This is a genomic window from Bradyrhizobium betae (assembly GCF_008932115.1).
GTDB classification, from domain to species: Bacteria; Pseudomonadota; Alphaproteobacteria; order Rhizobiales; family Xanthobacteraceae; genus Bradyrhizobium; species Bradyrhizobium betae.
In genome coordinates, this window is record NZ_CP044543.1 from 1478718 (window position 1) to 1500377 (window position 21660).

19 protein-coding genes are annotated in these 21660 nt (G+C 66.1%); 9 read left to right on the forward strand and 10 right to left on the reverse strand.

Features of this window, described 5'->3' with window-relative positions:
• Positions 1–263 precede the first annotated feature (263 nt).
• From nadA to nadC, 3 genes are all read left to right on the forward strand, one after another.
• Positions 264–1370 carry a quinolinate synthase NadA gene (gene nadA, locus F8237_RS07160; protein WP_151643217.1) on the forward strand — a complete coding sequence of 369 codons (1107 nt, stop codon included), beginning with the start codon at positions 264–266 and terminating at the stop codon, positions 1368–1370.
• A 196-nt stretch (positions 1371–1566) separates the two neighbouring features.
• The gene (locus F8237_RS07165) at positions 1567–3171 is read left to right on the forward strand and encodes an L-aspartate oxidase (protein WP_151643219.1); all 1605 of its coding nucleotides are present in this window, start codon (positions 1567–1569) and stop codon (positions 3169–3171) included.
• A gap of 12 nt (positions 3172–3183) precedes the next feature.
• The gene (gene nadC / locus F8237_RS07170) at positions 3184–4062 is read left to right on the forward strand and encodes a carboxylating nicotinate-nucleotide diphosphorylase (RefSeq protein ID WP_151643221.1); all 879 of its coding nucleotides are present in this window, start codon (positions 3184–3186) and stop codon (positions 4060–4062) included.
• A 116-nt stretch (positions 4063–4178) separates the two neighbouring features.
• Here nadC and F8237_RS07175 read toward each other — a convergent pair whose 3' ends face one another.
• The 3 genes from F8237_RS07175 to F8237_RS07185 form a co-directional block, all read right to left on the reverse strand.
• Positions 4179–5633, reverse strand: a complete 1455-nt coding sequence (locus F8237_RS07175) for a cell wall hydrolase (protein ID WP_162005911.1) — start codon at positions 5631–5633, stop codon at positions 4179–4181.
• A 357-nt stretch (positions 5634–5990) separates the two neighbouring features.
• Positions 5991–8918 carry a pyruvate, phosphate dikinase gene (gene ppdK / locus F8237_RS07180; protein ID WP_162005912.1) on the reverse strand — a complete coding sequence of 976 codons (2928 nt, stop codon included), beginning with the start codon at positions 8916–8918 and terminating at the stop codon, positions 5991–5993.
• A 96-nt stretch (positions 8919–9014) separates the two neighbouring features.
• The gene (locus F8237_RS07185; RefSeq protein WP_007594951.1) at positions 9015–9170 is read right to left on the reverse strand and encodes a DUF3096 domain-containing protein; all 156 of its coding nucleotides are present in this window, start codon (positions 9168–9170) and stop codon (positions 9015–9017) included.
• A gap of 223 nt (positions 9171–9393) precedes the next feature.
• Between F8237_RS07185 and F8237_RS07190 the strand changes: the two genes are divergently transcribed.
• A complete protein-coding gene (locus F8237_RS07190) occupies positions 9394–9747 on the forward strand; it encodes a DUF1236 domain-containing protein (RefSeq protein WP_162005913.1) in 354 nt (117 codons plus the stop codon).
• Positions 9748–10044: 297 nt separating this feature from the next.
• Here the strand turns inward: F8237_RS07190 and glyS are convergent, their stop codons facing one another.
• The 6 genes from glyS to F8237_RS07220 form a co-directional block, all read right to left on the reverse strand.
• The gene (gene glyS, locus F8237_RS07195) at positions 10045–12150 is read right to left on the reverse strand and encodes a glycine--tRNA ligase subunit beta (RefSeq protein WP_151643227.1); all 2106 of its coding nucleotides are present in this window, start codon (positions 12148–12150) and stop codon (positions 10045–10047) included.
• Complete coding sequence (locus F8237_RS07200) at positions 12150–13085, reverse strand: glycine--tRNA ligase subunit alpha (RefSeq protein ID WP_151643229.1); 936 nt, start codon at positions 13083–13085, stop codon at positions 12150–12152. Before F8237_RS07200 ends, glyS begins: the two co-directional genes overlap by 1 nt.
• 229 nt (positions 13086–13314) lie before the next feature.
• Entirely contained in the window at positions 13315–13506 is a 192-nt protein-coding gene (locus F8237_RS07205) for a hypothetical protein (protein WP_151650477.1), read from the reverse strand.
• Between the two features lie 107 nt (positions 13507–13613).
• Positions 13614–14522, reverse strand: coding sequence for a S49 family peptidase (locus F8237_RS07210; protein ID WP_151643231.1), 909 nt, complete (start codon positions 14520–14522; stop codon positions 13614–13616).
• Between the two features lie 216 nt (positions 14523–14738).
• Positions 14739–15506 (reverse strand): tRNA1(Val) (adenine(37)-N6)-methyltransferase, encoded by a 768-nt coding sequence (locus F8237_RS07215; RefSeq protein WP_151643234.1) that lies wholly within the window; start codon positions 15504–15506, stop codon positions 14739–14741.
• Positions 15499–15726, reverse strand: a complete 228-nt coding sequence (locus tag F8237_RS07220; protein WP_151643236.1) for a putative signal transducing protein — start codon at positions 15724–15726, stop codon at positions 15499–15501. Before F8237_RS07220 ends, F8237_RS07215 begins: the two co-directional genes overlap by 8 nt.
• 130 nt (positions 15727–15856) lie before the next feature.
• Between F8237_RS07220 and F8237_RS07225 the strand changes: the two genes are divergently transcribed.
• The 5 genes from F8237_RS07225 to F8237_RS07245 all read left to right on the forward strand — a co-directional run bounded on the left by F8237_RS07225 (position 15857) and on the right by F8237_RS07245 (position 20640).
• On the forward strand, positions 15857–16864 hold the full coding sequence (locus tag F8237_RS07225) for a polyprenyl synthetase family protein (RefSeq protein ID WP_011085318.1): 1008 nt from the start codon (positions 15857–15859) through the stop codon (positions 16862–16864).
• A 448-nt stretch (positions 16865–17312) separates the two neighbouring features.
• Complete coding sequence (locus F8237_RS07230) at positions 17313–17828, forward strand: winged helix-turn-helix transcriptional regulator (protein ID WP_151643238.1); 516 nt, start codon at positions 17313–17315, stop codon at positions 17826–17828.
• A 1-nt stretch (position 17829) separates the two neighbouring features.
• Positions 17830–19092 carry a beta-ketoacyl-ACP synthase II gene (gene fabF / locus F8237_RS07235; protein WP_151643240.1) on the forward strand — a complete coding sequence of 421 codons (1263 nt, stop codon included), beginning with the start codon at positions 17830–17832 and terminating at the stop codon, positions 19090–19092.
• A 44-nt stretch (positions 19093–19136) separates the two neighbouring features.
• Positions 19137–19769 carry a LysE family translocator gene (locus tag F8237_RS07240; RefSeq protein WP_151643242.1) on the forward strand — a complete coding sequence of 211 codons (633 nt, stop codon included), beginning with the start codon at positions 19137–19139 and terminating at the stop codon, positions 19767–19769.
• A complete protein-coding gene (locus F8237_RS07245; protein ID WP_151643244.1) occupies positions 19762–20640 on the forward strand; it encodes an alpha/beta fold hydrolase in 879 nt (292 codons plus the stop codon). The genes F8237_RS07240 and F8237_RS07245 overlap by 8 nt, the downstream gene beginning before the upstream one ends.
• A gap of 128 nt (positions 20641–20768) precedes the next feature.
• Here F8237_RS07245 and F8237_RS07250 read toward each other — a convergent pair whose 3' ends face one another.
• Positions 20769–21653, reverse strand: coding sequence for a 4-(cytidine 5'-diphospho)-2-C-methyl-D-erythritol kinase (locus F8237_RS07250; protein ID WP_151643245.1), 885 nt, complete (start codon positions 21651–21653; stop codon positions 20769–20771).
• Between the last annotated feature and the right edge of the window lie 7 nt (positions 21654–21660).

The following is a 21660-nucleotide window of genomic DNA, read 5'->3' on the forward strand; positions in this document are numbered from 1 at the left end:
CCAAGCCGAAAATGATTGCGTCCTACGAAGAGCTGCTGCCGGAGCATTGCGTTTCTTCGAGGCCTCGCTCGGAGACGGCGATCGTGTTTTGACGAGAATGTGTCCGGCGAGGGCTGGCAGCCGCGTCAGTCGCGTGTTACCTTCAATCTACTCATATTGAGCATATCGAAGTCCTAATGAAATCCCACCCGGCCTCTCGGCCGGATTTCTCAGGCTCCAAATATACTCATAATGAGCATAATTGATATGTACGGGAGGCTTCGATGCCGATCACTGGACTTTACGGCCCCGACGACTTTGCCAACCGGCCTCAGGGCCAATCCACCATCCCGCCCCGCCCCGCGCCGGCGCGGTCGGGCCCCGCACTGCCGATGCCCTCGCTGGAATGGACGCCGGAGGTCGAGCGGGCCACCGCGCCGCTCTACGAGCGCATCAAGCACGTGATCCCGCCGATCGAATGGCCGCTGATGGCGCCGACCATCAAGGCGATCAACGAGTTGAAGCAGGCGCGCGGCGCAGTGATCCTCGCGCACAATTACCAGGCGCCGGAGATCTTTCACGGCGTCGCCGACATCGGCGGCGACTCGCTCCAGCTCGCCGTCGAAGCCTCCAGGGTGAAGGCCGGCATCATCGTCCAGTGCGGCGTACACTTCATGGCGGAGACCTCGAAGCTGCTCAATCCGGACAAGACGGTGCTGATCCCGGATTCGCGCGCCGGATGCTCGCTCGCCGCCAGCATCACGGGTGCGGACGTCCGCCTGCTCCGCGAAAAATTTCCCGGCGTGCCCGTGGTTGCCTATGTCAACACGTCGGCGGAGGTGAAAGCCGAGGTCGATATCTGCTGCACCTCGTCGAACGCAGTGCAAGTGGTCGAGAGCCTGAACGCGCCCAGCGTCATCTTCCTGCCCGATCGCTATCTTGCGACCTACGTCGCCTCGAAGACCGACGTGAAGATCATCGCCTGGAAGGGCGCCTGCGAGGTGCACGAGCGCTTCACGGGCGAGGAGCTGCGCGCCTATCGCGAGGCCGATCCGTCGGTGCAGATCATCGCGCATCCCGAATGCCCGCCGGACGTTCTGGCGGAGGCCGACTTCACAGGCTCGACCGCGCACATGATCAACTGGGTCCGAGAAAAGCGGCCGCGGCGGCTCGTGATGATCACGGAATGCTCGATGGCGGACAATGTGCGCGCCGAGCTGCCTGACGTGGAGATGTTGCGCCCCTGCAATCTCTGCCCGCACATGAAGCGCATCACGCTATCCAACATCCTGGAGAGCCTGCTGACGCTGCGCGAGGAAGTGACGATCGATCCGGTGCTTGCGGAACGGGCGCGGCGCTCGGTCGAGCGGATGATCAATCTGAAGAACTAGCAAAACACACAGCTGTCGTCCCGGACAAGCGAAGCGCAGATCCGGGTCCCCCGCGCGAGCGCTCTACGCTCGTCGCGATAACCACAGGACGATGTCTGGCGAAGAAAGGCGTTGCAGAGCTTCGCTAAACAACATCCGCCGCGGCGTATGGGTCCCCGCGTTCGCGGGGACGACGGCAGGGTAGATGGAGACGTTCATGACAAACATCCACAACCTCACCCGCAGCACCGACGACGTCGTCATCGTCGGCGGCGGGCTCGCTGGACTCTTCTGCGCGCTGAAACTCGCACCACGGCCGGTGACGCTGATCTCGGCGGCTCCGCTCGGACAGGGCGCATCTTCCGCCTGGGCGCAAGGCGGCATCGCCGCCGCAATGGCCGAGGGCGATACGCCGGAAGCGCATGCCGCCGACACCATCGCGGTCGGCGGCGGCATCGTCGATGAGGCGGTCGCGCTCGGGATCGCGCGCGAGGCCGCGGCGCGGATCCACGATCTGCTCGGCTATGGCGTGCCGTTCGACCGCGATCTCGAAGGCCGTCTCGCTGTCGGGCGGGAGGCCGCGCATTCGGCGCGGCGCATCGTGCATGTGCGCGGCGACGGAGCCGGCGCGGCGATCATCGCAGCACTGAGCGACGCCGTGCGCCGCACGCCGTCGATCCGCCTGATCGAAGGCTTTGTCGCCGAAGCGCTGCTGACCGAGGATGGCGCGGTGAGCGGCCTGCAATTGCGCGAGGCTGGAAACGTCTCGGCGAGGCCGACGATGATCGCCTCGCGCGCGGTGGTGCTCGCGACCGGGGGCATCGGCCATCTCTATGCCGTCACCACAAATCCGGATGAGGCCAGCGGATCGGGCCTTGCGATCGCCGCGCGCGCCGGTGCTGTCATCGCCGACCCCGAATTCGTGCAATTCCACCCGACCGCCATCATGGCCGGGCGCGACCCGGCGCCGCTCGCGACCGAAGCGCTGCGCGGCGAAGGCGCGACGCTGGTCAACAACCATGGCGAGCGCTTCATGGCGGCGCTCCATCCACTCGCCGAGCTCGCACCACGTGACATCGTGGCCCGCGGCGCGTTCGCGGAGATCGCGGCCGGACGGGGCGCGTTCCTCGATGCGCGCGATGCGCTGGGCAGCCGCTTCGCCGACAGATTTCCGACGGTGCATGCGAGCTGCATCGCCGCCGGTATCGATCCCGCGATACAGGCCATCCCGATCGCACCGGCCGCGCACTACCACATGGGCGGCATCGCAGTGGATGCACGCGGCCGCAGCTCGATCGACGGTCTCTGGGCCGGCGGCGAAGTGTCGTCGACCGGCGCGCATGGCGCCAACCGGCTTGCCTCGAATTCGCTGCTCGAGGCCGTGGTCTATGCCGCCCGCATCGCCGACGACATCGCCGGCCGCGCCATCCCCTCGCCTGCCCGCCTCCCCGACGGACTGGTGACGCCGCGCACCGGCGCACCGGATGCGGTGGCCGTGAAGCGGCTGCGGGCGATGATGAGCGCGCGCGTCGGCGTGATCCGCGACGGTGACGGACTTGCCGAGTCGGTGCGCAGCTTCGCCGCGCTCGAGCGCGAAGCCACGAGCATCCCTGTCCGCAACATGGCGACAACGGCCCTGCTGGTCGCCGTCTCGGCGTGGAGCCGGCGCGAGAGCCGCGGTGCCCATTTCCGCATCGATCATCCGGCGGATGTGCCCGCATTGGCGCAACGAACGATGACCACGCTCGCCGTAGCGCGCGCGGTGGCGGAGAGCTTGAGCGAGCATCTCCAGCCGCGCACCGCGCAACCCATGATCGCCTGAAGGAGGCCCCCCATGATCAACCCGACCTCACTGCTCTATCCCGATGCCTTCCTCTCGCCGCTCGCGATCGACGCGGCCGTGCAGCGCGCACTCGACGAGGATCTCGGCCGCGCCGGCGACATCACCTCGCTCGCGACGATTCCGGAAGCGAGCAAGGCGCAGGCGATCCTGGTGGCGCGGCAGTCCGGCGTGATCGCCGGCTTGCCGCTGGCGCTGGCGACGCTGCAAAAGCTCTCGCCCGACATCGAGGTGCGCCCGAATGTCCGCGACGCCGCACGCGTTGCCCGCGGGCAGCAGGTGCTGACGATCACGGGCCCGGCGCGCGCCATTCTGGCGGCCGAGCGGACCGCGCTGAACTTCGTCGGCCGCCTGTCCGGCGTCGCGACGCTGACGGCCGATTACGTCGCGCGCACCGAAGGCACCAGGATGCGCATCTGCTGCACGCGAAAGACCACGCCGGGGTTGCGTGCGCTGGAGAAATATGCGGTGCGCTGCGGCGGCGGCTTCAACCACCGCTTCGGCCTCGACGATGCGATCCTGATCAAGGACAACCACATCGCGGTCGCCGGCGGCATCCGCCCGGTACTGGAGCGCGCCCGCGCCCGTGCCGGACACCTCGTCAAGGTCGAGATCGAGGTCGATACGCTGTCGCAACTGCGCGAGGTGCTCGACAGCGACATGGCTGACGCCGTGTTGCTCGACAACATGGATCTCGCGACCCTGCGCGAGGCCGTCAAGCTCAACGAGGGCCGCCTCGAGCTGGAGGCATCCGGCGGGATCACACTGGAGTCGATCGCGGCGATTGCAGCAACGGGTGTCGACTACGCGTCATCTGGCGCGCTGACGCATTCGGCGCCGAACTTCGACTGTGCGCTGGATATCGCGGCGTGAGGCCGGCTTCCCTCTCCGTCATGGCCGGGCTTGTCCCGGCCATCCACGCCCTGCAACTCGGTACAAAGAACGTGGATGCCCGGGACAAGCCCGGGCATGACGAACTCTTGTGAATGCTACCTTCGCTCGCTCACACCCATCTCGGCGGAACTCTTGGCTTCCTGCGCGAGCTCGGCGGAGAGCGCGGCGGTTTGCGCCGGGGTGCCCCAGCTCGGTTCCTCGCTGCCGTCGCCCCAGGCGCGCGGACGGTAGAAGGTGTGCACGCCGGTCTTGTACATCTTCTTCATCTCGGCGACCCAGGACGGGCGCACCCAATAGGCGTGATAGTGCGTCGACTTGCCGACCTCGGGCAGCCAGACCTGGCCGTCGAGCATTGCCTTCGAAATCTTCTTCGCGCGCTCCCACATCTCGGGCTCGCGGATCACGTCGGCATTGTTGTCGCAGGCAAAGGTGAACTGGCAGGCGAGATGGCGGTGCTTGTTCTGATAGACCGCGCCGCACACAGTGTCGGGATATTTGCCGGAGAATACGCGGTTCAATACCACCTGCGCCACCGCGATCTGGCCGCGAACCGCCTCGCCGCGGGACTCGAAATAGACCGCTTCGGCGAGACACTTCTCCGATTTCGCGCGCGACTTGTCGTCGAGTCCCAGCCGCTCGGCCGGCGATCTGGCGCGCTGGTTGTCGGCATTGACCTCGCCCTTCGGCGCGACACTCTCGCCGCTCTCGATATCCCCAGCGATCGCCTCCGTCGGCGGTGACAGCGAGGCCGTCACCTTCATGTCGGGATCCGGCATCACGATCAGCGGCTCTGCGCCGGGCTGCCAGCTCTCGATGCTCTCGACACTGCCGCCGAGCGAAGAACTGCCGAAGAACAGGTTCGAGGTCTTGACGCTGAAGGGATCGCGCACGGGCGTGGTCGGCGCGGTGGCTCGCTTCAGCGCCTCCAGCGGCTGCACCGCGAACGAGCGCGCGAGGTCGCTGGCCTGGGGCGCATTGGTGTATTGCGGCAGCGGCGGCGCGCGCAGCGCTTCCGCGAGCTCGGGATCGAGTGCGGCTGCGGACTCGGGCGACATTGCTTGTGGCAACGCGACGGTCTTGGCGCCGAACACCGAGCTGTTCGAGTTCGCCGGATCCTGGCCCGCTGGTGCTGCGCTAGGTGTGGCCGTCTCGGGCGCCTGCGTCGGCGTCACGGTTGCGAGGCGGTCACCCTTCATGGAGCGATCGACCTTGGGAAAATCGGCGGCCTGGTAGCGCGGCGGGGCCTGCAGCGCCGGATTACGGCCGAGCGCGCCGGTGACGTCGCGACCGTCGAGGCTCGCGAGGCGAACCATCGCGCTCTGCGGAACCGACGTGCCGATGGGACGGGAAAAACTGTAGGTGGCGAGCTGAATCGAGGACGCCGCGGAGAACACCTGCTTCTGCCAACGCTCGGCGACGCCGGGCTGACGCGCCAGCAGGGAGGCAATATCCTGATAGCCGGTCTCTCTCGGCATCAATGCGAAGATGCAGAGACCGATGCCGAAGGACGCGAACCGCGCGCCCTTCGGATGGTTACGCAACACAGACATCGATACGCTCACGCTACGCTTACAAAAATCGAGATGCAGTACATCCGTGCAATTCGATCTTTCTCGTGAGTATCTAATTTAGGTTGCCGGGGCGTTAATCGACGTTGCGCGCGCGGCACACTCAAGCGGTCTCAGGTGTTTTCACGGGGTGATTGCGAGCGTGGTAAATGTCCGCTGACGTCAAGCGGTAAACAATCGGTCAACGCGAATGGTGAAGGAACCCTTGCACGTGCGTATCATTACGGGACGCGCGATGAGTTCCCGCTGTTGCACACACTCGTCATTGCGAGCGCAGCGCGCAAAACGAAAGAGGCGGGGCCAAAGCCCCGCCTCTTCGCATTCAACATTTGAAATCGCTTACGCCTGGCTCGCGACCGCCTTGCCGAGCGCAGCTTGCGCCGCTGCGAGGCGGGCGATCGGCACGCGGTAGGGCGAGCAAGAGACGTAGTCGAGGCCGATGTTGTGGCAGAAGGCGACCGAGGCGGGATCGCCGCCGTGCTCACCGCAGATGCCGACCTTGAGCTTGGGCCGCGTCTTGCGGCCGCGCGCGACGCCGATCTTGACGAGCTCGCCGACGCCTTCCTGGTCGAGCGCGACGAACGGATCGATCGGCAGGATCCCCTTGGACACGTAGGTGCCGAGGAAGCTCGCGGCGTCGTCGCGGCTGATGCCGTAGGTGGTCTGCGTCAGGTCGTTGGTGCCGAACGAGAAGAATTCGGCGCTCTCCGCGATCTCGGCCGCGAGCAGGCAGGCGCGCGGCAGCTCGATCATGGTGCCGACCTGATAGGCGATCTTGGTGCCGGTTTCGCGCATCACCGCCTTCGCGGTGGCGTCGATACGCGCCTTGACGAGGTCGAGCTCCATCTTGGTCGCGATCAGCGGTACCATCACCTCGAGGCCGACGGCCTTGCCGGTGCGCTTCTCGGCCTCGACCGCCGCCTCGAAGATCGCACGCGCCTGCATCTCGGCGATCTCCGGATAGGCGATCGCGATACGGCAGCCGCGGAAGCCGAGCATCGGATTGAATTCCGAGAGCTCGCGCGCGCGGTCGGCGAGGCGCCGCGGGTCGGTGTTCATGGCACGCGCCACTTCCTCGACCTCGGCATGGGTGTGCGGCAGGAACTCGTGCAGCGGCGGATCGAGCAAGCGGACCGTGACGGGCAGGCCCTTCATGATCTCGAACAGCTCGACGAAGTCGGCGCGCTGCATCGGCAGCAGCTTGGCTAGCGCGGCGCGGCGCGACTGCTCGTCCTCGGAGAGGATCATCTCGCGCACCGTGCGGATGCGCGTCTCCTCGAAGAACATGTGCTCGGTACGGCAGAGGCCGATGCCCTCCGCGCCGAACTTGATCGCGGTGCGGGCGTCGTCCGGCGTATCGCCATTGACGCGCACGCCGATCTTGCGGACCTGGTCGGCCCACTTCATCAGCGTGCCGAACTCGCCGGAGAGCTCCGGCTCGATCATCGGCATGCGGCCGGCGAGCACCTGACCGAGCGAGCCGTCGATGGTGATGACGTCGCCGGTCTTGAAGCTGCGCGAGCCGATGCTCATGGTGCCGCGACCGTAATCGACGCGGATGGTGCCGCAGCCGGAGACGCAGGGCTTGCCCATGCCGCGCGCGACCACCGCAGCATGCGAGGTCATGCCGCCGCGCGTGGTCAGGATGCCTTCGGCGGCATGCATGCCGTGGATGTCTTCGGGGCTGGTCTCGATGCGGACCAGAATGACCTTGCGACCGTCGGCCTGAAGCTTGGCCGCCTCGTCCGAGGAGAACACGATCTCGCCGGAAGCCGCACCAGGCGAAGCCGGCAGGCCCGTCGCGATCACGTCGCGCTTGGCGTTGGGATCGATGGTCGGATGCAGCAGCTGATCGAGCGAAGCCGGATCGATCCGCATCACCGCTTCCTTCTTGGTGATCAGGCCTTCGTTGGCGAGCTCGACCGCGATGCGGAGCGCCGCTTTCGCGGTCCGCTTGCCGCCGCGGGTCTGCAGCATCCACAGCTTGCCCTGCTCGACCGTGAACTCCATGTCCTGCATGTCGCGGTAGTGCTTCTCGAGCAACGTGTAGATCCGCGTCAGCTCCTTGAAGGCCTCCGGCATCGCCGCTTCCATCGACGCCTTGTCGGACCCGGATTCCCTGCGCGCTTCTTCGGTGATGTCCTGCGGCGTGCGGATGCCCGCCACCACGTCCTCGCCTTGCGCGTTGATCAGGAACTCGCCGTACAGCTTGCTCTCGCCGGTCGAGGGGTTGCGCGTGAAGGCGACGCCGGTGGCCGAGGTCTCGCCCATGTTGCCGAACACCATGGCCTGCACGTTGACCGCGGTGCCCCAGGATTCCGGAATGTCGTGCAGCTTGCGATAGGTCACCGCGCGCGCGTTCATCCAGGATGAGAACACCGCACCGATCGCGCCCCACAGCTGGTCGTGCGGATCCTGCGGGAAGTCCTTGCCGGTCTCGCGCGCGACCGCGTCCTTGTACTTGCCGACCAGATCGACCCAGTCCTCGGCGGACAGATCGGTGTCGAGCGTATAGCCCTGGCTGTCCTTGAACGTGTCCAGGATTTCCTCGAAGTGATGATGCTCGAAGCCGAGCACCACGTCCGAATACATGGTGATGAAGCGGCGATAGCTGTCGTAGGCGAAGCGGCGGTCACCCGACAGCTCCGACAGCGCTTCCACGGTCTGGTCGTTGAGGCCGAGGTTGAGCACGGTGTCCATCATGCCCGGCATCGAGGCGCGCGCACCGGAGCGCACGGAAACGAGCAGCGGGTTCTTGGTGTCGCCGAAGATCTTGCCGGTCAACTTGCCGACATGGTCGAGCGCCTTCTCAACCTGCGACTGCAATTCCTTGGGGTAGGACTTGTCGTGTGCGTAGAAGTAGGTGCAGACCGAGGTCGGGAGGGTGAAGCCCGGAGGCACCGGCAGGCCGAGATTGGCCATCTCGGCGAGATTGGCGCCCTTGCCACCCAGCAGGTCGCGCATTTCGGTGCGGCCTTCGGCCTTGCCGTCGCCGAATGTGAAGACCCACTTACCGGCCTTGGCCGTGGCTGGCGCCGCCTTGGCGGGGGCTGCCTTCTTCGGCGCTGGCTTGGCAGCGCCCTTCGGAGCAACGGGCCTGGTCACAGCTTTCGCAGCCGGCTTGGCTGCGGGCTTGGCAACAGCCTTTGCAACGGGCTTCGGGGCAGTCTTCGACAGCGCCTTTCGGGCCGCCGGCGCGGCCTTCGCCTTGGCGGAAGGCTTTGATTTCGCTGGGAGTTTCTTAGGCTTCGAGGCGGCTTTGGCCATAGCTTGCACACAACCTGCGAGAGGAATGGGAAATCGCGCGCCTTACACCACTTTGGGCAGGGTCGCGCAAGTCGAAGAGTTCCGGAAAATGAAGGCCTAGAGATGGAGCCACTTCAACAATCCGAGCCCGATCGCGCCATTTATGATGAGAAAGATCGCGACGATCAGGTTGAGCAGGCGCGGCATGATCAGGATCAGCACGCCCGCAAGCAGCGACAGGATCGGCGAAATGTGGGCGACGGTGATGTGCATGAATTGTCTTTCCGTACGTTAAGGCGAATCGCTGGCGGATCATAGCGGACCGGGTTCCGCGGGTAGAGACGCGCAAGAGGCGAGCGGGTTCCCGGCTTCGCGAAAACTGCCCGAAATTGCCGCTGATGCGGCAAGGCTTTCCCGGAACATTGCGAAGGGGGCATGCATTGGCCAACCGGTCGCGCCGCTGGCGCCGGCTGAAATCATGTCCAAGGAGTTTTGCATGCGGAACAGGATTCTTGCTCTTGCAGCGCTCGCGGCCGCGATCGGTTCGCCCGTCGCGGCGCAGGCGCAAACCGGAATCACAGTGGGACGCGCGCCCGTCGTGGTCGATAGTGGCCCGACGATTGCGGTCGAACAGCGGCCGGCCTTCCGAGACTATGTCGTCGAACAACGTGTACCGGCCTTCAGCATTCCAGATCGCGTGGTGGTCGGCAGCACCTTACCCGAGAGCGGCGTCACCTATTATGACGTACCGCAACGTTTCGGCGCCACGACCTATCGCTACACCGTCGTGAACGGCGCGACCGTGCTGGTCGAGCCGCGTTCGCGGCGCATCGTCGAGGTGATGGACTAGCTCTTGTTTGGACGCGTTTTCGTCACGCGAACCAGTCCCCACTTCGCTCGAAAACGCTCTGCACAACTCGATGTCCGGCGCGTCACTTCAATCAGGCTGGCGCGTGCAGCTTGTTGCGGACATCAGGCCCCGCCCGGTCTTCCCCCCGCCGGGTGGGGCTTTTTTGCGTCATTCCGGGGCGCGCCACTTGGCGCGAGCCCGGAATCCATTTCTCAACGTCACGCGCGGCACGATGGATTCCGGGTTCGCGCTTCGCGCGCCCCGGAATGATAGTGGTGTTTGCCGCGCGACTGTGCCTCAATCCTGGATCTTCGAGAAATCCGCCACCGCCCGCGTGGCGCTGCGGATCTCGTTCAGCAGCTTCAGGCGGTTCTCACGCACCTTCGCATCGTCGTCATTGACGCGAACTTTTTCGAAGAACGCATCGACCGGCGGACGCAGCTTTGCCATCGCGGTCATCGCCGCGGCAAAGTCTTCCCTGGCGACCGCGGCACTTGCTTCCGCCGTCACCTCGCCGATCGCCTTCGCCAGCGCCTTCTCCTCGTCGAGGCCATAGAGCGCAGCATCGGGCGCGCCATCGAAGCTGCGCTTGTCCTTCTTCTCCTCGATGCCGAGGATATTGCTGGCGCGCTTGATGCCGGCGAGCAGGTTCTTGCCGTCGTCGGTCTCAAGGAATTTGCCGAGCGCATCGACACGGCGAACGACCATCAGGAGATCGTCCTGGCCGCCGAGCGCGAACACGGCGTCGACGAGATCGTGACGTGCGCCCTGCTCGCGCAGCTGAACTTTCAGGCGGTCTGCGAAGAAGGCGAGCAGATCGCTCGAAAGCTTCTGCGCATTGGCAGCCTTCACCGACAGACCGGCGAGTGCCGACGACGCCACCTTGGTGAGCGACAGACGCAGCGCGTTCTCGGCAATCAGCCTGATCACACCCAGCGCCGCGCGACGCAGCGCGTAGGGGTCCTTGCTCCCCGTCGGCTTCTCGTCGATCGCCCAGAACCCGACGAGCGTGTCGATCTTGTCCGCCAACGCGACCGCGACGCTGACCGGATCGGTCGGCACGCGATCCGCGGGCCCCTGCGGCTTGTAGTGCTCTTCGCAGGCGGCGGCTACGGACTCATCCTCGCCCTGGGCCAGCGCGTAGTACTTGCCCATCAGGCCCTGCACTTCAGGAAATTCGCCGACGACCTCCGTCAGCAAATCCGCCTTTGCCAGATGCGCGGCACGCGTCGCTTTGGCGACATCGGCGCCGACCAGCGGCGCGATCTCCGCCGCAAGCCGCTCGATACGCTTGATGCGCGCGGCCTGCGTGCCAAGCTTCTCGTGGAACACGATCTGCTCGAACTTCGGCAGACGCTCTTCCAGCTTCGTCTTCAGGTCCGTCTCGTAGAAGAACTTCGCATCGCTCAGCCGCGCGCGGATCACGCGCTCGTTGCCGGCAATGATGGTCTTGCCGCCGTCGGTGGCCTCGATGTTGGCGACCAGGATGAACTTGTTGGCGAGCTTGCCCTGATTGCTCTTGGGATCGCTGACGACGAAGCACTTCTGGTTGTTGCGGATGGTGGCGCGGATCACTTCCGCGGGCGTCGCCAGGAATTCCGGCTCGAACGAGCCCATCAGCACGACCGGCCATTCGACGAGGCCCGCGACCTCGTCGAGCAGGTTCTGGTCCTCGACGAGGTCGAAGCCCTGCGCGAACGCAAGCTGCTTGGCGTCGGTCAGGATGGCGTCCTTGCGGCGCTCGGGGTCGAGCACGACCTTCGCGGCAAGCAGCTTCGCGTCGTAGTCCTCGAACCGGCGGACAGAAATCGCATCCGGCGCCATGAAACGATGGCCGTAGGTGGTCTGGCCGCTCTCGATGCCGTCCACCGCAAACTTCACGACATCGGGATCTTCGGTCTCGAGCCCGAAGGTCGCCGTGATCGCGTGCAGCGGACGCACCCAGTTGAGCGAGCCGGGCTTGCCGGACCGCGCGCCCCAGCGCATCGATTTCGGCCAGGGGAAGGTGCGGATGATCACCGGCAGAATCTCGGCGAGCACGTCGATCGCGGCGCGGCCGGGTTTCTCGATCAGCGCGATGTAGAAATCACCCTTGGGGTCGCGCTGGATCTTGGCTTCGTCAAGTGAAGCAAGGCCCGTCGCCTTCAGAAAACCCTGCACGGCAGCATCGGGTGCGCCCATTTTCGGTCCGCGGCGCTCGGTCTTGAGGTCGGGCTGGCGCGCGGGAATGCCGTGCACGGTGAGCGCGAGGCGGCGCGGCGTCGCGAAGGCCTTGGCGCCTTCGTAGACCAGGCCTTCGGCGACGAGCTTGTCGGTGACCATGCGGCGCAGATCGTCGGCCGCCTTGGCCTGCATGCGCGCGGGGATTTCTTCCGAGAAGAGTTCAAGCAAAAGATCGGGCATCAGGCCGCTCCGCCCGCTTCGGTATGGATCCAGGCCTCGCCGCAGGCTTTTGCCAATTCGCGCACACGCAGAATGTAGCTCTGCCGCTCGGTCACCGAGATCACGCCACGGGCGTCGAGCAGGTTGAAGACGTGGCTTGCCTTGATGCACTGGTCATAGGCCGGCAGCGCCATCAGATGCGCCTCGCGCTTGCCGTCCTTCCAGCCTGCCTCCAGGTACTTTCTGCACGCGCCTTCCGCCATCTTGAACTGCTCGAACAGCATCGCGGTGTCGGCGACTTCGAAATTGTGTTTCGAGTATTCCCGCTCAGCCTGCAGGAAGACGTCGCCATAGGTGACCCTGGCGTCGCCGTCGCGGCCGTTGAAGTTCAGGTCATAGACGCGGTCGACGCCCTGCACATACATCGCGAGGCGTTCGAGCCCGTAGGTGAGCTCGCCGGCGACCGGCGCGCATTCGAAGCCTGCGACCTGCTGGAAATAAGTGAACTGGCTGACTTCCATGCCGTCGCACCAGCACTCCCAGCCGAGGCCCCAGGCCCCCAGCGTCGGGCTCTCCCAGTCGTCCTCGACGAAGCGGATGTCGTGCACGGCCGAATCGATGCCGATCGCGGCGAGCGACTTCAGGTACAGCTCCTGAAGGTTGGGCGGCGACGGCTTCATGATCACCTGGAACTGGTAGTAGTGCTGCATCCGGTTCGGATTCTCGCCGTAGCGGCCGTCCTTGGGCCGACGCGACGGCTGCACATAGGCCGCGTTCCAGGGCTTGGGGCCAAGGGCGCGCAAGGTGGTCGCCGGATGGAAGGTGCCTGCGCCCATCTCCATGTCGTAGGGCTGCAGGATCACGCAGCCCTGCTCGGCCCAGAACCGCTGGAGCGCGAGGATGAAGCCCTGGAACGAGCGTTCCGGGCGCATATGGGCGGGCAATGAGGCGTCCATCGTCAGATCAGGCTCTCGCGGGGGTTTTGAATCGCGCGGGACCGTATCGACGGCGGGAATGGGAATCAAGGCGAAGGGGGTGGATTCAGGCCGAATGGCCATCGCCGGAGCGCGGTGCCGTAGGGTGGGCAAAGCGAAGCGTGCCCACATCTACATCTGCGCCGAGAAAGGTGGTGGGCACGGCGCAAAAGCGCCTTTGCCCACCCTACGGCAGAGGTGTGTGAGGCCCCTAACCCGGCCGGTAAGCCCCGGTCACGGGGTCCTGCTTCAGCGTCTTGATATCCCCGGCATGGGCGGCCTCGGCGACGCGCGAGAGGCGCATCTCCTCCAGCTCATGGTTGATCCGGACAGCGGTCTTGTAGGCCCAGCGGACCACGGCAAGCCCACCCAGGACGCCCGCGAAAGCGACGAACGGCGGCATCGGTCGTTCCTTGTTCACAGTGCTCAGCCCCCACACGCATTCTTGCGCAGACCGGGCCGCGCCGCAATTGGCTCGGGCCGGACCAAATGGCGCGGGAGCAGCTCCGCCTAGAACCCGAATTTCGCCCAAATCGCCCGGGTTTCGACCGCCGAGATCAGCTCGTCCGGCAGCCCGGCCATTGATTCCGGGGCCGAAAGCTGGCCTGCCCCGGCCGGTCTCCGCCCCAGAAGTCCGGACAGAAGCCCGCCCGGCTGCGCGATCACGGGGGTGAGAACCTTCTCGCCATAGCGGGCACGAAGAGTTGAGCGGAGGTCGCCGATGCTGTCGGCCAGCCCCAGCGTAACCGCAGTCTCGCCGGCCCAGTATTCGCCCGTGAACAGGGTGTCGTCAGCGCCTTTCAGCCGCGCGCCGCGGCTCTCCTTCACCAGCGAAATGAAGATCTGGTGGATCTCGCGCTGGATCGCCTTCAGCTTGGCGACGTCATCGGGGTTTTCGGGGAGGAACGGGTCGAGCATCGCCTTGTTTGCGCCGGCGGTATAGAGACGCCGCTCGATGCCGAGCCGCTTGATCGCCTCCTGGAAACCGAAGCTGCCGCCGACCACGCCGATCGAGCCGAGGATCGAGGACGGATCGCAGATGATCTCGTCGCCAGCGCAGGCGATCATGTAGCCGCCCGACGCTGCAACGTCCTCGACGAACACCAGCACCGGAAGCTTCTTCTCCGCCGCGAGCTGCTTGATGCGAAGATAGATCTGGCGCGACTGCACCGGCGAGCCGCCGGGCGAATTGATCACCAGCGCCACCGCCTTGGCATTCCGCATCGAGAAGGCCCGCTCCAGCACCCGCGCGACGCCCGCGAGCGACATGCCCGGGCGCAGCGGCGTCACCGCGCCGATCACGCCCGACAGCCGCACCACCGGCACCACCGCCGTGCCGGGCCGGAAGCGCGCCGGCAGATATTGCAGGAGCTTGTCGGCCAGGCCGGAACTCTCACGATCGTTCAATTGTTCGGCCATGCCGTTACCTCTGATTAACCATTTTTTATCACGCGACTGTCATTGGAAGTGCCTGGAACGTGTTTTGCAGTTTGTCCGTTGGGAAGCTGCAATGAAGCAGCGGAGGAAACGCCATGAAGATCTATCTGCTGATGCTGCTGATCGGTGCGCTTTTCACGGCGATTCGCCTGACATCCGCGCAGGAACAGCAGTCGGAATCGCTTCCGCAGTAGGCTTTCACGGCTCCGCCAGCGGCAACACTGCCCTCCCCTCCAGAACTTCCATCACCTCTTTTTTAGGCAGGCGTGACTCTTCGTTAAGCATGAGGCCCGGCAGCAATCGCGTCGGGGCCCGGCCGCCTTTGACCGCGCGCACCAGCACGCGGATCGCCGGCCGAGCCGCCTCGCCATGAACCGGCAGGATCGACAGGCTGCCGAAGCCGCGTGACAGCGCTGCCAAGATCTCCGCGATCCCATCTGCACGCCAGATCAATGTCAGCGCGCCATTCGATCGGAGGATGCGCCGCGCCGCATGTACCCAGGCATCCAGCGTCTCGCTCGTTGCCACATGCGCGACATGGCGCGCCTGATCCGGCGAGCCGCGGTGGCGTGCCGGATCGTTGAAAGGCGGGTTCATCAGCACCGCATCGACGCTGTCAGGCAAGAGCCCCTGGTCCGCAAAGGCCGACGCATCGGCCGTGACATCGAGCACGATCGTCTCGGCTGCAATCGCATTCGCCGCCGCATTGGCGCGCGCAAGCTGCGCGAGTTCCGGATCGATTTCGACCAGGCTGAGGCTGATCCCCGCCACGCGCCGGGCGAGCGCCAGCCCGGCCGTGCCTACGCCGGCGCCAAGATCGACCACGCGGTCGCCAGCCCTCGCCTCCGTCGCCGCCGCGAGCAGGATGGCGTCATGGCCGGCGCGGTGGCCGGACCGCTTCTGCTTCAGCCGCAATCGGCCGCCGAGAAAGGCGTCCTCGGTGATGTCTGCCGGCGCCTCAATCATCGCCGCGCAATTCGTAGGCGAGGCCGGCCTCGGTGAGGAGCACCCTGGCCTCGAGTGCGTCGTCCTCATGGACCAGAATCCGCCGCGGCAGGATGCCGAGCGAGCCCTCGATGATGCTCATGTTCTGGTCCAGCACCAGATGATGGATATTGGCGCCGTCGAGCAGCGCGCCGATCGCTGACACCAGCACCATATCGTTGGTCCGAACCAGTTCGCGCAAAGCAGGTCTCCTGCCTGAAGGGGTTAAAGCGGCAAATGTCAATGGTTCCGCAGCACTTGCCGCATCCGCCTCCAGTTTCTATTGTATTTCCATCAGAATAGCCCCTCCGGGGCAAATATTGGAGACCGGCGTGGCCGTCATCGTACCTTTCGAAACTCCCGGCGCGTCGATCGAAGAGCTGGTTGCCCTTGTCGCCGGTGACATGGAGCGCGTCAACGCCACGATCCTGTCGCGGACCGGTTCTGACGTGACCATGATCCCGGAGGTCGCCAACCATCTGATCTCCTCCGGCGGCAAGCGCCTGCGCCCGATGCTGACGCTCGCCATGGCCAACCTCGCCGGCTACACCGGCGACGGCCACATCAAGCTCGCGGCGTCCGTCGAGTTCATGCACACCGCGACCCTGCTCCACGACGACGTTGTCGACGAGAGCGAGATGCGCCGCGGCAAGCTGTCGGCGCGCATGCTCTGGGGCAACGAGGCGAGCGTGCTTGTCGGCGACTTCCTGCTCGGCCAGGCGTTTCGCATGATGGTCGAGGTCGGCTCGCTGCGTGCGCTCGATATTCTTTCGGCGGCCGCCGCCACCATCGCCGAGGGCGAGGTGATGCAGCTTGCGGCTGCCAAGAACACCGCGACCACCGAGGACGAATATCTCGCCGTGATCCGCGGCAAGACCGCCGAGCTGTTCGCCGCCGCCTGCGAGGTCGGCCCTGTGATCGCCAACCGACCGAAGGCGGAGCAGACCGCCTGCCGCTCGGTCGGCATGAATCTCGGCATCGCCTTCCAGCTCGTCGACGACGTGCTCGACTATGGCGGCAAGAGCGCAAAGCTCGGCAAGAACACCGGCGACGATTTCCGCGAGGGCAAGATCACGCTGCCCGTCGTGCTCGCCTTCCGCCGCGGCAACGACACCGAGCGCGCCTTCTGGATCAAGGCGCTGGAGCGCGGCGAGATCGGCGACACCGACCTCGACCACGCCATCGGCCTGATGAACAAGCACCGCGCGCTGGAAGACACGCTGAGCCGCGCCCAGCACTACGGCGCCATGGCGGTGGACGCGCTGGCGCTGTTCCCGTCCTCGCCGATGAAGAGCGCGCTGGAGCAGGTCGTGGCGTTCTGCCTGGCGCGGTCGCATTAGGCGCCGATACTCATATCGCTTTCGCACCGCCGTTAATCCTGTCATCCTGAGGCGCTCGCGTAGCGAGCCTCGAAGGATGCACGGCCGAGATGCAGCCGGGCTGTCGCCTTTCGAGGCTCGCCCAGCGACGCCAACGCGTCGCCAGACGAGCGCCTCAGGGTGACGGCGATGGAGGGGTGCGCGCTGCTCCATCCCCCGGACGCGCTGCAGCGTGAAACGCTGCTGCGCTGAGCCGGGACCCACCCGACACCACACCAACATGGGCCCCGGCTCTGCAGCGCACCGCCAAGAGGCGCTGCGCTGCGTCCGGGGCACGCGAGTGGTTTGCTAGACGGCCAACTCATGTCTCATCAGATATGGTCTCGCATTCTCGCGGCCCGCTCCCCCGCGCCTGCGACCGGCGGCCCAGTCACTTGCTTTTTGCAAGCCACTCTCCTACCTTCCCGCCATGCAGCCCAAATCGTCCTCCATCCTGGAATGCCCGGTCGGCCGCGCCGTGGAGACCGTCGGCGAATGGTGGAGCATCCTGATCCTGCGGGACGCGTTCCAGGGCGCCACGAAGTTCGACGAGTTCTCGCAGAGCCTCGGGATCGCCCCGAACATCCTGTCGCGGCGGCTTGCGCATCTCACCGCGAGCGGCATGTTCGTGCGACGGCGCTATCATGAGCGGCCGCCGCGTTACGAATATGTGCTGACGGACAAGGCGCGGGATTTCTTTCCCGTGATCGTGGCGCTGCTTGCCTGGGGCAACAGGCATCTGGCGCCGAAGGGCGAATCCATCGTGCTGGCGAACCGCGACGATCGTCGCCCGCTCGATCCTGTGGTCGTCGATGCCACCGACATGCGCCCGATTACACTTGCCGATGCGGTCGTCATCGCGGGGCCGCGCGCAAGCCGCGGGATGCGCGCGCGGCTCGCCTCGCTCAAGGCCATGAACCCGGCGGTCGCGCCGGCCGGAGACTGACATGCGTCGTATCGTCGTGACGGGAATGGGCGCGGTGTCGCCGCTCGGCTGCGGTGTCGAACTGTCGTGGCGCCGGCTGCTCGCCGGCCAGAGCGGGCTGCGGCCTCTGCCCGAATGGTCGCAGGCGCTGCCCGCGCGCATCGCCGGCCTCGTACCCGACAAGGCCGGCGATGCCGAAGGCGGCTTCGATCCGGCGCAGGCCGCCGCGCCAAAGGACCAGCGCAAGATGGACCGCTTCATCCTGTTCGCACTGCTCGCCACCGCGGAGGCGGTCGCGCAGGCCGGATGGACGCCGCAGGATGCGGCGGCGCTGGAGCAGACCGCGACGATCATCGCGTCCGGCGTCGGCGGCTTCCCGGCGATGGCGGAGGCGGTGCGCATCACCGAACAGCGCGGGCCGCGCCGGCTCTCGCCGTTCACGATCCCCTCGTTCCTCGCCAATCTCGCCGCCGGCCATGTCTCGATCAAATACGGCTACAAGGGCGCACTGGGAACGCCGGTCACGGCGTGTGCCGCCGGCGTCCAGGCGATCGGCGATGCCGCGCGCATGATCCGCGCGGGCGAAGCCGAGGTCGCGATCTGCGGCGGTGCCGAGGCCTGCATCGACATCGTCAGCCTCGGCGGCTTCGCGGCGGCGCGCGCGCTGTCGAGCTCCTTCAACGACGAGCCCGCCCGCGCCTCGCGCCCGTTCGATCGCGACCGCGACGGCTTTGTCATGGGTGAAGGCGCCGGCATTCTGGTGATCGAGGAACTGGAGCATGCGCTCGCGCGCGGCGCCACGCCGATCGCGGAGATCGTCGGCTACGGCACCACAGCGGATGCCTATCACATGACGTCGGGTCCGCCCGATGGCGACGGCGCCCGCCGCGCCATGGAGATCGCGCTGCGGCAGGCGAACCTTGCACCCACGGATCTGCAGCACCTCAACGCCCATGCAACGTCGACGCCTGCCGGCGACGAGAGCGAGCTTGGCGCGATCGCCACGCTGTTCGGCCGCAATGGAGGCATTGCGGTGAGTGCGACCAAATCGGCCACAGGCCATCTGCTTGGCGCCGCCGGCGGCCTGGAAGCGATCTTCACCGTTCTCGCCCTGCGCGACCAGGTTGCGCCGCCGACGCTCAATTTCGAAAACCCTGATCCTGGTGCTGACGGCATCGACATCGTCTCAGGCATCGCGCGGCCGATGCCGATGCGGCACGCCATCTCCAACGGATTCGGCTTCGGCGGGGTGAATGCCAGCGTGATCTTCCGCCACATGGGATAGACGCAAAGACTTGCAATCACGCCGGGCATCGCTACCAAAGCAGGATGACCGAAACGAATTTCTGGCTGTTCCTCGCAGCTGCTTGTCTGATCGCCGCCATTCCCGGCCCCGGCATCTTCTACGTCGCGGCGCGAACCTTGTCGGAAGGGCGCGGCGGCGGCTTTGCCTCGACCGCAGGCACCGCGCTGGGCGGGCTGGTTCACGTCGTCGCCGGCGGCCTCGGCATCTCCGCGATCATCCTTGCCAGCGCCGAGCTGTTTGCCGCCGTCAAATTCGTCGGCGCGCTCTATCTGGTCTGGCTCGGCATCAGGACGTTTCGCGGCGCGGGCCGCGCATTGTGGCTGGACAGCGAGCCCGTCGGCGACACGCGCGCGTTCCGTGACGGCGTTCTGGTCGAAGCGCTGAACCCGAAGACCGCCGCGTTCTTCCTCGCCTTCATTCCGCAGTTCCTCGATCCCGCGGGATCGAACCCCACGCTGCAATTCATCATGCTCGGCGCGATCTCGGTGACGCTGAACACGCTCGCCGATGTCGTCGTGGTGGTGATGGCCTCTGCGACACGCACGCAGCTGACCGGACGGCCGCACCTGATGCGGCGGCTTACGCAAGGCTCCGGAATCTTCATCGCCGGCCTTGGCCTCTCGCTGGCGCTGGCGCGGCGGCCGTCAAATGGATAGCGCCCCGCAAAGCCGATATTATGAATCGCACGGCCTGCGGCTACACTATGCCGATTGGGGCAACGAGGGCGCGCCGCCCCTCATCCTGGTCCACGGCGGCCGCGATCATTGCCGCAGTTGGGACGTCATCGCCCGGTCGCTGCAACCGCACTTCCACGTCGTCGCGCCCGATCTGCGCGGTCACGGCGATTCCGACTGGACCAAGGGCGGCAGCTACGCGCTGACCGAATATGTCTACGATCTCGCCCGGCTCGTGCACACCATCGTGGCACCCCAGGTGACTCTCATCGGCCATTCGATGGGCGGTATGGTGAGCCTGATCTTTTCGGGATCATTCCCCGAGCAGGTCGCAAAGCTCGTCGTGCTCGACGGCGTGACCATGCTGCCGGATACGCCCAAACCGCCGGCGCATGAGCGCATCGGCAAATGGGTCGACCAGCTTGACAGACTGCACGAGCGCACGCCGCGCCGCTATGCGACCCTCGAGGACGCGGCCGCGCAGATGGTGCTTCACAACAAGCGCCTGTCCCGCGAGCTCGCGCTGCATCTCGCAACGCACGGCGCGCGGCGGAACGAGGACGGCACCTATAGCTGGAAGTTCGATCCCTACCAACGCGCCTCCGCGCCGCACCGGCTCTGGCCGGACGATCACGTCGCGCTGTGGTCGCGCATCGCCTGCCCGACGCTGCTGCTCAATGCCGGCGAGAGCTTTCTCGCCGGCGCCAGGGCAGCGGGCCTGGAGCGCTACTTCCCGCAGGCGCGCATCGAGACCATAGCCGGGGCCGGGCACTGGCTGCAACACGACAAGCCGCAAGAGGTATTGGGCGAGATCCGGCGGTTTCTCGGGCTTGCTGAGGAAAGCAGCGGCTAGCTCCACTGCCGTAGGGTGGGCAAAGCGAAGCGTGCCCATCACTTCGATCGCGTGACTTGGATACATGGTGGGCACGGCGCTATCGCGCCTTTACCCACCCTACGGCTACTGGCAGACGACAGCAGCGGCTAGCTCAACGTCCCCGCATGCACCCACCAGCCAGGGTGATCGCGCCGGATTTTTTCGGCGGCGGCGTGCGCATCAGTGGGCGCGCCATAGATCGCAAAGCAGGTCGCACCCGAGCCGGACATGCGGGCGAGCTTGACGCCGGCGGAGTCGCGCAAGGCCTCCAGCACCTCGCCGATCACGGGCTCGATCCGCAGCGCAGGGGCTTCCAGATCGTTGGGGACTGTTTCGAGGACTTCGACCCAATCGGCAATCGACCCGCCCTCTTCCGGCCAGGCCGGCGCTTCAAGGACGGAGGTGGCCCCCACCAGCAGTTCACCGTTGCGCAGGCCCAACTCCCTGAACACGTCCTTGGTGGCAACAGGCACGCGCGGATTGACCATCACGCAGGGCATGCGCGGCGGCGCCAAAGGCAGCAGCTGCTCGCCGACACCGGTCATGTCGCAGGCGCGCGAGAGCAGGCACACCGGCACGTCGGCGCCGGTCGCGAGCGCGACCCTCTGGAGCCTGATATCATCGAGCGACAGATCGTTGAGACGCGCCAGCAGCCGCAGCGCTGCCGCGGCATCGGCCGAGCCGCCGCCGATACCGGCCGCAACAGGGAGCACCTTGTCGAGCGCGAAGGCCCCGAGCTTCAGGTTCGGCACGGCCTCGGCCAGTAGCCTGGCGGCCTTGAGCACGAGATTGTCGGAGGTCTCGCCGCAGGCCGCGGCCAGCGGTCCGGTCGTGGAGAGCTTCAACTCGGCGCCCGGATCCAGCGTCAAACGATCCGCGCAGTCGGCGAAGGCCACCACGCTTTGGAGATCATGATAGCCGTCCGTACGACGGCCGACGACGCGAAGGCTCAAATTGACCTTCGCCCGCCCCTCTTCAATCAACGCCGGCATCGGCGAT

Excerpts from the sequence above, each read along its gene's own strand:
- F8237_RS07200 (WP_151643229.1), bottom strand. The coding sequence starts at position 13,085 with ATGGACGCCTCATTGCCCGCCCATATGCGCCCGGAACGCTCGTTCCAG.
- F8237_RS07230 (WP_151643238.1), top strand. The coding sequence starts at position 17,313 with ATGCAGCCCAAATCGTCCTCCATCCTGGAATGCCCGGTCGGCCGCGCC.
- F8237_RS07215 (WP_151643234.1), bottom strand. The coding sequence starts at position 15,506 with ATGATTGAGGCGCCGGCAGACATCACCGAGGACGCCTTTCTCGGCGGC.
- F8237_RS07245 (WP_151643244.1), top strand. The coding sequence starts at position 19,762 with ATGGATAGCGCCCCGCAAAGCCGATATTATGAATCGCACGGCCTGCGG.
- F8237_RS07250 (WP_151643245.1), bottom strand. The coding sequence starts at position 21,653 with ATGCCGGCGTTGATTGAAGAGGGGCGGGCGAAGGTCAATTTGAGCCTT.
- F8237_RS07190 (WP_162005913.1), top strand. The coding sequence starts at position 9,394 with ATGCGGAACAGGATTCTTGCTCTTGCAGCGCTCGCGGCCGCGATCGGT.
- fabF (WP_151643240.1), top strand. The coding sequence starts at position 17,830 with ATGCGTCGTATCGTCGTGACGGGAATGGGCGCGGTGTCGCCGCTCGGC.
- F8237_RS07240 (WP_151643242.1), top strand. The coding sequence starts at position 19,137 with ATGACCGAAACGAATTTCTGGCTGTTCCTCGCAGCTGCTTGTCTGATC.
- nadA (WP_151643217.1), top strand. The coding sequence starts at position 264 with ATGCCGATCACTGGACTTTACGGCCCCGACGACTTTGCCAACCGGCCT.
- ppdK (WP_162005912.1), bottom strand. The coding sequence starts at position 8,918 with ATGGCCAAAGCCGCCTCGAAGCCTAAGAAACTCCCAGCGAAATCAAAG.
- nadC (WP_151643221.1), top strand. The coding sequence starts at position 3,184 with ATGATCAACCCGACCTCACTGCTCTATCCCGATGCCTTCCTCTCGCCG.
- F8237_RS07165 (WP_151643219.1), top strand. The coding sequence starts at position 1,567 with ATGACAAACATCCACAACCTCACCCGCAGCACCGACGACGTCGTCATC.
- F8237_RS07185 (WP_007594951.1), bottom strand. The coding sequence starts at position 9,170 with ATGCACATCACCGTCGCCCACATTTCGCCGATCCTGTCGCTGCTTGCG.
- F8237_RS07175 (WP_162005911.1), bottom strand. The coding sequence starts at position 5,633 with ATGTCTGTGTTGCGTAACCATCCGAAGGGCGCGCGGTTCGCGTCCTTC.
- F8237_RS07210 (WP_151643231.1), bottom strand. The coding sequence starts at position 14,522 with ATGGCCGAACAATTGAACGATCGTGAGAGTTCCGGCCTGGCCGACAAG.
- F8237_RS07205 (WP_151650477.1), bottom strand. The coding sequence starts at position 13,506 with ATGCCGCCGTTCGTCGCTTTCGCGGGCGTCCTGGGTGGGCTTGCCGTG.
- glyS (WP_151643227.1), bottom strand. The coding sequence starts at position 12,150 with ATGCCCGATCTTTTGCTTGAACTCTTCTCGGAAGAAATCCCCGCGCGC.